The sequence below is a fragment of the Acinetobacter legionensis genome, from assembly GCF_048551735.1.
Classification (GTDB): domain Bacteria; phylum Pseudomonadota; class Gammaproteobacteria; order Pseudomonadales; family Moraxellaceae; genus Acinetobacter.
In genome coordinates, this window is the sequence record NZ_JBIMBV010000003.1 from 78,970 (window position 1) to 92,638 (window position 13,669).

At 38.3% G+C, this 13,669-nt stretch carries 13 protein-coding genes; 7 read left to right on the top strand and 6 right to left on the bottom strand.

Features of this window, described 5'->3' with window-relative positions; translation table 11 throughout:
* Positions 1 to 243: 243 nt before the first annotated feature.
* From omp38 to ACG9ZL_RS03680, 3 genes are all read left to right on the top strand, one after another.
* The gene (omp38, locus tag ACG9ZL_RS03670) at positions 244 to 1,275 is read left to right on the top strand and encodes an outer membrane protein Omp38 (protein ID WP_056514838.1); all 1,032 of its coding nucleotides are present in this window, start codon (positions 244 to 246) and stop codon (positions 1,273 to 1,275) included.
* 117 nt (positions 1,276 to 1,392) lie between these two features.
* Complete coding sequence (locus ACG9ZL_RS03675; protein ID WP_336953358.1) at positions 1,393 to 1,848, top strand: OmpA family protein; 456 nt, start codon at positions 1,393 to 1,395, stop codon at positions 1,846 to 1,848.
* 75 nt (positions 1,849 to 1,923) lie between these two features.
* Positions 1,924 to 2,454 carry a cysteine peptidase family C39 domain-containing protein gene (locus ACG9ZL_RS03680; RefSeq protein ID WP_336953357.1) on the top strand — a complete coding sequence of 177 codons (531 nt, stop codon included), beginning with the start codon at positions 1,924 to 1,926 and terminating at the stop codon, positions 2,452 to 2,454.
* A gap of 75 nt (positions 2,455 to 2,529) precedes the next feature.
* On the opposite strand, the gene ACG9ZL_RS03685 is transcribed toward ACG9ZL_RS03680, so the two are convergent.
* From ACG9ZL_RS03685 to ACG9ZL_RS03700, 4 genes are all read right to left on the bottom strand, one after another.
* Entirely contained in the window at positions 2,530 to 3,735 is a 1,206-nt protein-coding gene (locus tag ACG9ZL_RS03685; protein WP_419359114.1) for an RtcB family protein, read from the bottom strand.
* Positions 3,736 to 4,129: 394 nt separating this feature from the next.
* On the bottom strand, positions 4,130 to 5,596 hold the full coding sequence (locus ACG9ZL_RS03690) for an amino acid permease (RefSeq protein WP_419328062.1): 1,467 nt from the start codon (positions 5,594 to 5,596) through the stop codon (positions 4,130 to 4,132).
* Between the two features lie 2 nt (positions 5,597 to 5,598).
* The gene (locus tag ACG9ZL_RS03695) at positions 5,599 to 6,630 is read right to left on the bottom strand and encodes a methyltransferase (protein WP_419359116.1); all 1,032 of its coding nucleotides are present in this window, start codon (positions 6,628 to 6,630) and stop codon (positions 5,599 to 5,601) included.
* 69 nt (positions 6,631 to 6,699) lie between these two features.
* Complete coding sequence (locus ACG9ZL_RS03700; RefSeq protein ID WP_004819155.1) at positions 6,700 to 8,073, bottom strand: uracil-xanthine permease family protein; 1,374 nt, start codon at positions 8,071 to 8,073, stop codon at positions 6,700 to 6,702.
* Positions 8,074 to 8,247: 174 nt separating this feature from the next.
* Here ACG9ZL_RS03700 and typA point away from each other — a divergent pair, with 174 nt between their 5' ends.
* From typA to ACG9ZL_RS03720, 4 genes are all read left to right on the top strand, one after another.
* The gene (typA, locus tag ACG9ZL_RS03705; RefSeq protein WP_336953352.1) at positions 8,248 to 10,083 is read left to right on the top strand and encodes a translational GTPase TypA; all 1,836 of its coding nucleotides are present in this window, start codon (positions 8,248 to 8,250) and stop codon (positions 10,081 to 10,083) included.
* Between the two features lie 192 nt (positions 10,084 to 10,275).
* A complete protein-coding gene (gene mscL / locus ACG9ZL_RS03710; RefSeq protein WP_004723003.1) occupies positions 10,276 to 10,707 on the top strand; it encodes a large conductance mechanosensitive channel protein MscL in 432 nt (143 codons plus the stop codon).
* 141 nt (positions 10,708 to 10,848) lie between these two features.
* Positions 10,849 to 11,487, top strand: a complete 639-nt coding sequence (locus ACG9ZL_RS03715; protein ID WP_419359118.1) for a hypothetical protein — start codon at positions 10,849 to 10,851, stop codon at positions 11,485 to 11,487.
* A gap of 42 nt (positions 11,488 to 11,529) precedes the next feature.
* Positions 11,530 to 12,417: a hypothetical protein gene (locus ACG9ZL_RS03720; protein WP_419359120.1), complete on the top strand. Its 888-nt coding sequence runs from the start codon at positions 11,530 to 11,532 to the stop codon at positions 12,415 to 12,417.
* On the opposite strand, the gene ACG9ZL_RS03725 is transcribed toward ACG9ZL_RS03720, so the two are convergent.
* Both ACG9ZL_RS03725 and mutM read right to left on the bottom strand, forming a co-directional pair.
* Positions 12,414 to 12,698, bottom strand: a complete 285-nt coding sequence (locus tag ACG9ZL_RS03725) for a peptidylprolyl isomerase (RefSeq protein WP_004819160.1) — start codon at positions 12,696 to 12,698, stop codon at positions 12,414 to 12,416. The genes ACG9ZL_RS03720 and ACG9ZL_RS03725 overlap by 4 nt on opposite strands.
* Positions 12,695 to 13,546: a bifunctional DNA-formamidopyrimidine glycosylase/DNA-(apurinic or apyrimidinic site) lyase gene (mutM, locus tag ACG9ZL_RS03730; RefSeq protein ID WP_336953349.1), complete on the bottom strand. Its 852-nt coding sequence runs from the start codon at positions 13,544 to 13,546 to the stop codon at positions 12,695 to 12,697. Before mutM ends, ACG9ZL_RS03725 begins: the two co-directional genes overlap by 4 nt.
* Positions 13,547 to 13,669: the final 123 nt, after the last annotated feature.

The window sequence follows — 13,669 nt, forward strand, 5'->3', positions numbered from 1 at the left end:
AAGATAAGCGATCCACGCAAAAAAATTGAGTAAAATGTTACCGAATTACAACGGAAATTGTAAGTAATTTTGTCAATAATTTACTTGATTAAAGTTATCAAGCACTTGGAAAAAGCCTCAAGTGTTTGTATGATTCAACGTGAGTAGCTTAAAAATAATACTGGGGTATTAAAATTTATCTCAGGATAGCCAATAAATTTTAGGCTAAGCTTGAACAACAATTGTTATCTCTGGAGGATATCCATGAAATTGAGTCGTATCGCACTTGCTATGCTTGTTGCTGCTCCATTCGCTGCTGCTAATGCTGGTGTAACTGTTACACCTTTACTACTTGGTTACACTTTCCAAGACTCTCAACACAACAATGGTGGTGATAAAGGCGAGTTAACTAACGGCCCTGAATTACAAGACGATTTATTCGTTGGTGCTGCACTTGGTGTAGAACTTACTCCATGGTTAGGTTTTGAAGCTGAATATAACCAAGTTAAAGGTGACCTTGACGGTACTGGCGTAGCTGGTTCTGAATACAAGCAAACTCAAATCAACGGTAACTTTTATGCTACTTCTGATTTGATCACTAAAAACTATGACAGCAAAATCAAACCGTATGTATTGTTAGGTGCTGGTCATTACAAGTATAAACTTGATGACATGTCTTACCATAACAACGAAGAAGGTACTTTAGGTAATGCTGGTGTTGGTGCTTTCTGGCGCTTAAACGATGCTTTATCTCTTCGTACTGAAGCTCGTGGTACTTATAACTTTGACGAAAAATTCTGGAACTATACTGCTCTTGCAGGTCTTAACGTAGTTCTTGGTGGTCACTTGAAGCCTGCTGCTCCTGTAGTAGAAGTTGCTCCAGTGGTTCCAGTTGCTCCAACTCCAGTTGAACCAGCTCCACAAGTTCTTACTGAAGATTTGAACATGGAACTTCGTGTGTTCTTTGATACAAACAAATCAAACATCAAAGATCAATACAAGCCAGAAGTTGCTAAAGTTGCTGATGCGTTAACTACATTCCCGAATGCGACTGCTCGTATTGAAGGTCATACAGATAACACTGGTCCACGTAAGTTAAACGAACGTTTATCTTTAGCTCGTGCTAACTCTGTTAAATCAGCGCTTGTAAGCGAGTACAACATTGATGCATCTCGTTTGTCTACTCAAGGTTTCGCTTGGGATCAACCGATTGCTGACAACAAAACTAAAGAAGGTCGTGCTATGAACCGTCGTGTATTCGCGACAATCACTGGTAGCCGTACTGTAACTAAATAATCCTTTATTTAGTGAATAAAAAAGCGACTCAATTGAGTCGCTTTTTTATTTAAAGTCCTTATAATTATAGAATATTTAAATAAAACTGAATCAGAAATTAATAATTACAGGTTAACGATGAAATATATCATTTTAGGACTGGTACTCATGGCATTAAATGCCTGTACGTCGACATCAATAAATCCAAATCGTGTCTCAATCCAAAAACAATATCCAAATGAAGTGAAGTCATTGAAAAATGGGCTGTCTATATATTTTCAACCGAAATCGATAGATATTGAAGCTGAGTATAAACCCGCTTTGTCTGTTGCTTCAAAATTATTGAAAGACAATAAAAATTTTGTTCTCTACATTGAAGGTCATACAGACAGTACAGGCTCTTTGGCTACAAATAATAAAGTATCGTTAACACGCGCAAATATTGTGAAAGATTTTCTATTAAATGAATATCAAGTGAATCCAGAGCAATTGATTACACTTGGTTTAGGACCAATAAAGCCAATTGCTGATAATAAAACGGCAGAAGGTCGAGTAAAAAATAGACGGGTAACAGTGACTTTAAAAATTAAGTAATTTTGATAAAGCATCATAATTCAATCTTATAACGTTATAATTGTTGATTGTGATTTCTACAAGTTTGAAAATTGAATGAGTGTACAACTGCCTAAAGCCTTATTAGACCTAGAATCAAATTGCGGTATTTTTGCTGTTTGGATGTTATTGCAAAATTACTCAATTCAGTTAGATACTCAACAGCTGGTTAAACTTTGTCATCACGATGCAGAAGATGGTACTTTTACGATTGGCTTAGCTGTTGGGTTGAAAAAATTAGGTTTTGATCTCGCTTTTTATACAGATGAAGACTCAAATATTCATGAAAAAGAAATAGTCCGTTATCAAGACGCGAAAAGGTTAGAGTTGCAGATCAGTCCAGCGCTAAGCTATGAAGAAATTCAAGACTATACTGAACAAGGGTGCAATATCATTGTTTTTTATGACACTTTAGAAGGCATTGGAAATCATTCGTTGGTTTATTCGATAAATGATCAGGAAATTTGTTTCTATGATAATTTTGAAGCCATGCCGAAAGCGGTCTTTGAGCAACAACGGCTAGCTGAGGGAATCTGTCAGCAAGTGATTGTGATTTATCCCGATATTCCACCTGTACGTTATTGTTAATCCAATTAAAAATGTGAATCTCAGTAAATCGAAATTTACTGAGATTTGTGATAAAAATTGAGGGCTATTTCGGCTTTAGCCTTTAATACACAATACTTGTTTTAGTGTATGGACCACATCAATCAAATCATTTTGATTGGCCATAACTTGATGAATATCCTTGTAGGCACTTGGAATCTCATCAACCACACCTTTATCTTTACGGCACTCAATGCCTGCTGTTTGTGCAATTAAATCTTGCTGATTAAACAAATGCTTGGCTTTAGAGCGACTCATTTTACGTCCTGCGCCATGTGAGCATGAACAAAACGAATCTGGATTACCTTTGCCTTTAACAATAAAAGATTGCGCGCCCATTGAACCGGGGATAATCCCATATTCATCGAGCCCTGCACGAATTGCACCTTTACGTGTAACAAAGACATCTTCACCAAAGTGAAGTTCTTTCTGTACATAATTATGATGACAATTAATCGCTTCTTTGGTCATTTGAAAACTTGGTAATAAAGGGCGGATCGCTTCTAAAATTAAACGCATCATCTCACGTCGGTTTTCAAAAGCATATTCTTGTGCCCATTCTACAGCTTCCACATAATCATCGAAATTCGTTGATCCTTCTGCAAAGTAGCTCAAGTCTTTATCAGGCACGTGACCAAAACGATGCTGCGCTTCTTTCTTGGCACGTTCGATAAAGTAAGTACCAATCACATTCCCTAAGCCACGACTACCTGAATGTAGCATGATCCAGATATCTTCATTTTCATCAAAACACAATTCAATAAAGTGATTACCACCACCTAGGGTACCGAGTTGCTTTTGCCATGTAACATCAAAACTGCGCAACATACGTTTTAAAGCAGGGTGTTTATCTGTAATTCGCTGGAGCTTTTTATCTAAGGGTGAAAGTGTAGAAGCCTTGGCTTTGATTTGTTTGTGCATTTCAAAGCCGACAGGTACTTTTCTTTCAATAGCATTGCGTAAAGTACTTAAATTATCGGGTAACTGAGATGCTTTTAGAATAAGTCTTAATGCATTCATACCGCAACCGATATCCACGCCAACCGCAGCAGGAATGATGGCATTCTTGGTTGGAATAACACTTCCCACTGTTGCACCTTTACCTAAATGTACATCTGGCATGACTGCGATATGCGAATGAATAAATTGTAATTGTGCCATTTTTCGCAGTTGCGTTAAGCTTTCTTCATCCACATCTTTTGTATAAATTTTTACAGGAACGCCATATTCTGCTTTGGCGTTTAAAATCATTTGTATGCTCATTTTTTTTCTCGAAGCAAATTTTTTATTGTCCGAAGGTGGTTAAAATTCTATTGTCAAAGCAATGATCTATTCAGATTTTAAAGACAATAAAAAAACCTAGCGAATGCTAGGTTTGACTGACATTCGGACACTTTGATTAATTCAGTGCCCGTGAGTAGACGACTGCTTAATCTTACTTTAAAGTTTTCTCAAATTGATGCATGTCGTACTCCTATATTTTTTGATTTAAAATCAAGGGTGAAAATTCTGATTGAACACTATCCAATGGGCATCATTCTATAAATAAAAAAAACTTTGTCAATAAAACATAGTAAATTAATTTTTAATTCAGGTGGAATTACTTATGTAAAAATAATAAAGCAGCTAAAAAGCTGCTTTATTCATATCAAATGATTTACTCTTTTTCGACTTGAATCGGTTGTACATCCATTTGATCATAAGCAATCAATTTGGATTTGTGTTTCCATTTATAACCAAGCCAAATAACAAGGAACAAGGGAATACTAATATAAGTAGACAATACACTCATCCATTTTCCATCAAGCACAGCTTCTGCATTTTGACCAAGAATAATAATGGCACAAAGAACAAATGCAAACCACGGACCAAAAGGAAAGAATTTTGCACGATAAGCTAAATCTTCAAGTTTATAACCTTGTGCTAAATAGCCTTTACGGAAGCGATAATGTGAGATTGCGATACCTAACCAGACAATAAATCCGCACATACCTGACATGTTTAACAACCATGTAAACACGACACTTTCACCAATAAAGGTGGTTAAGAAGCACAGTGCTGCAATTGCAGTGGTTGCATACAGTGCATTCATGGGTACACCGCGAAGATCGAGTTTAGAGAAAACTCGTGGTGCTTTACCTTCACGTGCCATATCGAACAACATACGTGTTGATGAATACATACCTGAGTTACCAGCAGACATAATTGCAGTCAAAATCACGGCATTCATTAAGCCCGCTGCAAATGCTAAACCTGCTTTTTCATATAACAGGGTAAATGGTGACAGGGTAATGTTTCCATCACCTTCCGCAGCAAGTGCAAGGTTTGGATCTGTATACGCAACCAATGTACCAATAATAAAGATACACAAGATATAAAATAAAAGAATACGCCAAAAGATTTGTTTAATGGCGATAGGGATGGTTTTTTTCGGATCTTTAGATTCACCCGCTGCAACGCCTACCATCTCTGTTCCTTGGAAAGAGAATCCAGCGATCATTGCCACACCGACTAAGGCTTGAAAACCACCGACAAATGGCGCTTCACCAACAGTCCAATTTTTGCTAATTGAATCTGTTGGATCTAACATGATTTTACCAATCATGAATAAGCCAATGACAATAAAGAAGATGATGGCAATCACTTTAACCAGTGAAAATAAAAATTCACTTTCACCAAAACCTTTTACAGTTAATGCATTGATAAAGAAGATAATCGCAAGGAATAGCGCACTCCACCAAAATCCAGGGATATCGGGAAACCAAAATTTCATGATGAATTGAACGGCAACCAATTCAAATGCAACAGTAATGGCCCAGTTATACCAGTAGTTCCAGCCCAGTGCGAAACCAAAACCTTCTTCTACATATTTATTACCATAGGTAAAGAATGCACCTGATGTTGGATTATGGGTTGCAAGTTCACCTAAACTGGTCATCAAGAAATAAATCATGATACCAATCAGAACATAAGCAAGTAATGCACCACCAGGACCAGCTGTGGCAATCGTTTGACCAGAAGCAAGGAATAACCCTGTACCAATAGAACCGCCAATGGCGATCATGTTTAAATGTCGTGCTCCTAGCTTCCGCTGGAGTTGTTGGGGATGATCTGTTTCGCTCATCGTTATTCCTTACTACTTTTTTGAGTGTTGGCGAACAGCACTTTAAAGCCTTGTTGATCTGCTTTAGTCGTACATTGACTAAAACTCTGCTCAATGAGTAATGGGTAATTTAGGAAGCGGTTTGCCACAATCCATAATTCACCACCTGATTTTAAATGTCGTCTAGCAGTTTTACATAACGTTTCACTGGCATTGTAATCTGTTTGAATACCTTGGTGAAATGGAGGATTACTCACAATCGCATGTAAGAACAATGGTGCATCCTCAATCCCTGTGACTGCTTTTATTTCAAGTTGTTCTAAAGGTAAATTATTTTTTTCAAAGGTCATTCGTGTTGATGCTAAAGCAAAAGCATCGACATCTAAAGCAAAAATGCGATTTTTCGGATTAAGTTTACTGAGATAAGCACTGATGACGCCAGCACCACAGCCAAAGTCTGCAATTTTTCCAGAAGTGACCTGCTTGAGATAAGGTAAAAGAACCCCAGTTCCAATATCGAGACGATTTTGGCTAAACACACCAGGGAGTGCACAAATGCTAAGTTCTCCAGCAGGTGTTGGAACATTATAGACTTGCGCCCATTCTGCTAATGGCTTTGCAGTTACAGTTTTATCTGTGGTGAGTTGCCACATTTGACAATGACGTGCGCTATCAAGCTTGATGGCTTGACCATAAGGCTGGAGTTGTTTTGCAGCACGTTCTACCCCACCTTTTTTCTCTCCAACCAAGAAAATCGAAGCGCCAACGGCTAAACGACTGACTAAATTGTGCAAGATATAATTGAGTAGCTCTTTTGATTTTGGAACAAAAACAACAGCCTGATCAAATTCAGCTTCTGGCAGGTCAGTACCAAAATGTACCTTTGCCTGCTGATTCTGAAAATATTGAAACTCATTGTAATTCCAAGTCCAAATGCTTGCTTCGATGTTATGAGCTAAATTTGAAAGTAGATCATCCGTTGCTGCATTTACAAATAGCACGCGTCCAGAAAGGTAGTCATGCTGTCGAATGACAACTTCGCTTTTTGGCTCCATATTCACCATCCATCAATAAAAATTAGCGCAATGCCCAGTCTAAGCTGGGCATTATAAAGAATAGATTTATTATTTTTTAGTTTCGGGTAAAACTAAATTCAAAATTAATGCAGCGAGTCCGCCAGTTGCGACACCAGAACTAAAAATATTACGCGGTAATTCTGGCAAATGTTCCAAAATTTGAGGAACTTGCGCAACCCCTAGGCCGAGACCCAAAGAGATAGCAATAATTAGTAGTGCACGACGGTCTAGTTGAATTCCCGATAAAATGTTAATGCCTGAAGCAGCAACTGCACCAAACATTACCATAACCGCACCGCCCAGTACCGCTTGCGGTACCGCCTGAATGATACCAGCCACAGCAGGGAATAACCCCAGAATGATAAGCAGGATTGCAATCCAAATCCCAACAAAACGACTTGCAACACCCGTCAACTGAATTACACCATTATTTTGTGCAAAGACAGAACTTGGGAATGTGTTGAAGATCCCTGCAAGGAAAGAGTTGGCACCATTGACCAATACACCACCTTTAATTCGTTCCATCCACACTGGGCCATCTACAGGCTGATTTGAAATTTTAGAGGTTGCGGTGACATCGCCAATTGCTTCTAATGACGTGACAAGATAAATAAACGCCATAGGAATAAATAAGCTCCATGAGAAGCTAATTCCAAAATGCATTGGTGTCGGAATTTGAATCAATGGGGCATCTTTTAAACCAGAAAAATCCAAATAGCCCATAAAGCCCGCAAGAATATAGCCGATCACTAAAGCAATGAGAATTGCAGAACTTTTCACCCAAACTACTTTGAAGCGATTGAGAAGAACGATAATTGCCAACACTGTACATGACATAATGAGATTGTCGGCACTGGCAAACGTATGACTTTCCATGGCTTGGTAGCCACCGCCCATGCTGATTAAGCCTTCTTTAATTAAGGTTAAACCAATTAACAGCACCACAATTCCTGTAACCAATGGTGTGATCAACTTTTTTACCCAAGGTAAAATACGAGAAACACCCATTTCAATAAATGAGCCTGCAATGACCACACCAAAAATAGATGCCATAACTGCTTCTACTGGTGTGCCGGCAGCAACCATGGCAGAACCAATCCCAATCATTGGACCAATAAAGTTAAAACTTGTACCTTGAACAATCAGTAGCCCTGCACCAAATGGTCCAATTTTTTTACATTGTAAGAATGTTGCCACTCCAGAAATCACCAATGACATGGAAAGAATCATATTGGTATCTTGAGGAGAAACACCTAAAGCTAAACAAATCAGTAAACCGGGTGTTACAATTGGAACAATAATCGCAAGTAAATGTTGCAAAGCCGCAAAAAAAGCGATGAGTGGTTTTGGGCGATCATCTAGACCATAAACAAGATCGATTTGAGCCTGTTTCTGATTGGGAGAGGGGTTAGAATTGGACATGGCACAGCAATTGGAAGTGGCAAGATGGCGCTATTCTAATCGCTTTACACACTATTACAAAATAAAAAGCCTGCTGTTGTGAAAAAAACTTGTAACTGTCAATAAACTGTCACTACTAAAAGTTAAGATTTTTCTGTATAATTTGCCCTCAAATTTAAAGCGTATCGAATTTACATGTCTGATATTAAAACTCTCCGTAATATTGCCATCATCGCGCACGTCGACCATGGTAAAACGACTCTTGTCGACAAACTTTTACAACAATCAGGTGCACTCGGTGACCGCGCGGGTGAGATTGAGCGTGTTATGGATTCGAATGCGCTTGAGTCTGAACGCGGTATTACCATTCTTGCAAAAAACACTGCGATCAAATGGTTAGACAAGCGTACAAATACTGAATACCGCATCAACATCGTCGACACCCCAGGACATGCTGACTTTGGTGGTGAAGTAGAACGTGTAATGTCTATGGTTGACTGCGTACTTCTTCTTGTCGATTCACAAGAAGGCCCAATGCCACAAACTCGCTTTGTAACACAAAAAGCGTTTGCTCGTGGTTTGAAGCCAATTGTTATCATCAACAAAGTAGATAAGCCAAGCGCTCGTCCAGACTGGGTTATCGATCAAGTATTTGATTTGTTCGATAACTTAGGCGGTAGTGATGAACAGTTAGACTTCCCAATCGTATATGCTTCTGGCTTACGTGGTGTTGCTGGTCCTTCTCCTGAAGAATTAGCTGAAGATATGACACCGTTGTTTGAAACAATCGTAGATATCGTTGAACCACCAGCAGTTGATATTGATGGTCCATTCCAAATGCAAATTTCATCACTTGACTATAATAGTTTCGTGGGTGTAATTGGTGTTGGCCGTATTCAACGTGGTTCAGTAAAAACCAATACACCAGTGACTGTGATCGATAAAGATGGCAAGACACGTAATGGTCGTATCTTGAAAATTATGGGTTACCATGGTTTAGAGCGTGTAGATGTAGATTCTGCTCAAGCGGGTGATATCGTATGTATCACTGGTTTAGATGCATTGAACATTTCTGACACAATCTGTGATCCTAAAAATGTTGAAGCATTACCTGCATTGTCTGTAGATGAACCTACAGTTTCGATGACGTTCCAAGTAAACAATTCACCGTTTGCTGGTAAAGAAGGTAAATTTGTAACTTCACGTAATATCCGTGAGCGTTTAGATCGCGAATTGATTCATAACGTTGCTTTACGTGTTGAAGATACTGACAGTCCAGACCGTTTCAAAGTTTCTGGTCGTGGTGAACTTCACCTTTCAGTATTGATTGAAACAATGCGTCGTGAAGGCTTCGAGATGGGTGTTTCTCGTCCGCAAGTGATCATGAAAGAAGTGGATGGCGAAACTCAAGAACCATACGAAAACGTTACTTTTGATGTTGAAGAACAACATCAAGGTTCTGTTATGGAACAAATGGGTAACCGTAAAGGTGAGTTGACCAATATGGAAGTTGACGGTAAAGGCCGTATCCGTATTGAAGCAACTGTTCCATCACGTGGTTTGATTGGTTTCCGTTCTGAATTCTTAACCATTACCTCTGGTACTGGTATCATGACTTCTAGCTTCTCGCATTATGGGCCTGCTAAACAAGGTGCAGTTGCGAAACGTCAAAACGGTGTGTTGATCTCAATGGTTAACGGTACTTGCTTAGCGTTTGCATTGTTCACTTTACAAGACCGTGGTCGTCTATTTGCTGAACCACAGTTAGAAGTTTATGAAGGTATGATCGTGGGTATGAACTCTCGTTCAGACGACATGACTGTGAACCCAACGAAAGCGAAACAGTTAACTAATATGCGTGCATCTGGTACAGATGAAGCGTTAACGTTAACACCTGCAATTAAATTCACGCTTGAACAAGCATTAGAATTTATTGAAGATGACGAATTAGTTGAAGTAACACCTAAATCAGTTCGTATTCGTAAAAAATTCTTAACTGAAAATGAACGTAAACGTGCTTCACGTGGCTAAGCGTTCAAACTGGAAATAATTTAATTTCTAGAAAAAAACCGCAATTTTTTAATAAATTGCGGTTTTTTTATATAAATGTAAAAGGATATTGGTTTTTAATAAAAAGCGAGTAAATTAGGCGGAAATATATGTTGAAACATAATGTATACTTCGTCACATAAAAAATACGCAAAATCGGCGTGGAGTTAAAGTATGAGTATTCTTTCAGAGTTCAGAGAATTTGCCATTAAAGGCAATATGATGGATTTGGCAATTGGTGTCATCATTGGTGGTGCTTTCAATAAAATTATCGACTCATTAGTGAAAGACGTGATTATGCCTTTAATCACAGTGATTACGGGTGGTGGTGTTGATTTTACTCAAAAATTTGTCGTACTGGGCGATAACCCAAATAACCTTTCATCATTGGATGAATTGACCAAAGCTGGGATTAACGTACTAACCTATGGTAATTTCATCACAATTGTATTGAACTTCCTGATCTTAATGTGGGTGGTTTTCTTGTTGGTTAAATTCCTCAATAAAATTCGTAAACCTGCTGAAGAAGCGCCTGCTGCTACACCAGAAGATATTGCATTACTGCGTGAAATTCGTGATGAATTAAAGAAACGCCCTGAAGCTTAATCTTCATCAAATTGATTCAAATTACAGTATTTTAATATGTCTAAAGCCTGATAAAGCTATTAAATCATTGTAAAAGAGTTGAATGAAACGGTACGATCAAGTACCGTTTTTTATGCAAGCAAGAAAATAGAGATGGGGCTGATGAAAAAAAACATAGGGATTATGGCAATACTTATCAGTTTGTATGCATGTTCAGAGCATCCAAAAGAGCAGCAATCCGCTGATACTCCAACATCTACGCAAGCGGACCAAAGCCGACCTGCTAGTGGTTTAACTTTTAATGAAATGCCAAATGAAGATACCCGCTACGTCACTATAGAAACCGACTCGGTAGATGAAAATGAAACATTACTGTTGGCACTACAAACACGTTTATTAAAAGCCAATTTTGAGTTTATAGAAAAAGACAGTGGTAGTTCTTGGTCTGAAAATGATTGTTCTCTGAATAAAGTGATTCAAGTAAAAGGTGAGGGCATCCGTGCTTATAAGGCTATCAGTAAAGTTAAGTTAGGTGATGAAAAACAATATCGTCCAGATTTTGTTTTGCTGGTTTTTGCTTTTAAGGATGAACAGCTTGCTGAGCAAAGTTTTCAAATGCTTAAGTCTGCTGTCTATTCAGCAGGAGGATACTGTAATGGTAAATCTCCTGAAACCATTGTCAGAAATGGCAATGAAATATTTTACTTTACCACTCGCGAAGAAGCATTTAGATCATATATTGATGATTATGCGAAGTTTATCCATGAGTTTAAACCTGAGCAAATTGATTCAAAAATATAGGATGGTTTAAAGTGACTAGAACAGCTCAGATTTTTTATTGTTTTGGCGAGTTTTCTAATCTATGGATGCCAAGCCCAAGTTAAAGTTGATGAAAATTTTATTAAGCAGTTCAGCCCAGAAATACGCCCTCAAGTGATCTCGATATGTGAACAATATGATTCTAATGATCAGGTTCAAGGGATTTATTTTAGTCGCTATGCATTTGGTTTATATACCTTTATTGGAATAAAAAACAACAGATTTGAAATATTAAGCTTTGATGATGTCAAGTACTCTCCTATAGATGAAGTTTCAGATATTGAATTGCAAACGGGTCAATATATAAAACGAAATGACCAAATCATTTTAAAAACGGAAAAATTGAATAAGTCAGACCCCTTGGCAAATCAAAGTGCAGATTTTGAAAACTTTATATATTTGCAAAACGCTCAGAGTGCATTTTTAATTAAAGATATTGAGGATGTAGCCAGTTCAATGTCATGGTCACAAACGATGGGAAGTGCACGTTCACAATTTAAGAAGATTCATTGTCATATTCAGGATTATCATCATTATAAAGGTGATGAAGAACCATCACCATCTTATCAAGCATTACCTGAACGCTTTAAAGCGCTTGTGTTTGAGCAACCTTTGCATTTGACAATAAAGTCTGCGGAAGACATTTCTAAGTCATTAGAGCGAAATGATGATTCCGAAACAGTAATAGAGCAAACAGTTCAAATTCTAAGTGGAAATACTCAGAAGTTATTTATGAATCAGCCAATCTGTATTATTCAAGGGCAAGGAAAAGGATTGTATGGATACATAAATCAACCGAGTCAGCCCCTTACTAAGGCATGGATGAGTTTTGAGCGAGGTGCGAGTATGGGAATTGCCAGACAAGGGGATATCATTTCAACTTCATACCAAGAATGTAAATCTTTAAACTAAAAATCCATGCGAAATTTAATCTCAACCAAGTGAAAGCCGAATTGGCTTTTTACTGGACCATGAAGTACACGTTCAGCAGCGGTAAATACAAGTTTATCAATCACAGGAACAAGCTGTCCTTTTTTTACTTCGCCCAGTTCACCACCACGTTTTGCTGAATTACATGTGGAATGCTGTTTGGCCACTTTGGCAAAATCAGCGCCATCATGGATCTTCTTCTTGAGTTGTTCAGCCAAGTCCTTATCTTTGACGAGAATATGTCGAACGATTGCAGTTTTCATTTACTCTTTCCTCGTGGTTTTTGGGGGATGCTCTTCGCGATCTTTAATGGCTGGCATTGTGGGCAAAACACACTGGCTCTTTGTCCTAACTTTAAATTTTCTAAAGTGGTTTCACAGTTAATGCACATCTCACCCGCACGTCCATAAGCCAATAAGGTCTGCTGAAAGTAGCCATTCTCACCCATGGCATTGCTATAGTCTCTTAAGGTTGACCCACCCAAATCAATCGCTTGCTTTAAAATTCGTTTAATTTCGATGACCAATTTTTGAATTTGCGCTTTCGTCAAACTCGAAGCAGGCTGTGCAGGGTGAATCCCTAAATTAAATAAGCTTTCAGTTGCGTAAATATTACCTACACCCACAACAATATGATTATCCATGATTGCAACTTTTGTGCCGACATTTTTATTTTTAAACTTTTCTGCTAAATATTCGGCATGAAATTCATCACTCAATGGTTCAGGCCCTAAAGTATCAATCAATTTTGTTTGGCTTTCCTCATTCAGCCAAATGATACAACCAAAGCGTCGGGGATCATGATAGCGCAGCTGTGTGTCTTCAAATTGAATGATCAGATGGTCATGCTTTCTAAGCGCTTCATGTTCATCACAGATTCTAAAACTCCCTGACATACCCAAGTGCCATAACATGCTATGGGTTTCAAACTCTGCCAAAATATATTTTGAACGACGTGTTAAGCGAACGAGTTTCTGACCTTGAAGTTGTTGAATATCTTCGGGAATTGGCCAGCGTAACCGTGACTCACGCACTTGAACATGAAGAACTTTCTGGTCAATCAGGGGGAGTAAACTGTTTTTTGTTGTTTCAACTTCTGGTAATTCAGGCATGCACTTGTCACATTGGTGTGAGGACTGAATATTGTATGCAAGAATTGGATTGCATTAAAGGGCGGTTCTGTTGAGCCTACGACTTTAGGTTGAAATTATAGAGATGATCGTTGAATAAGATTG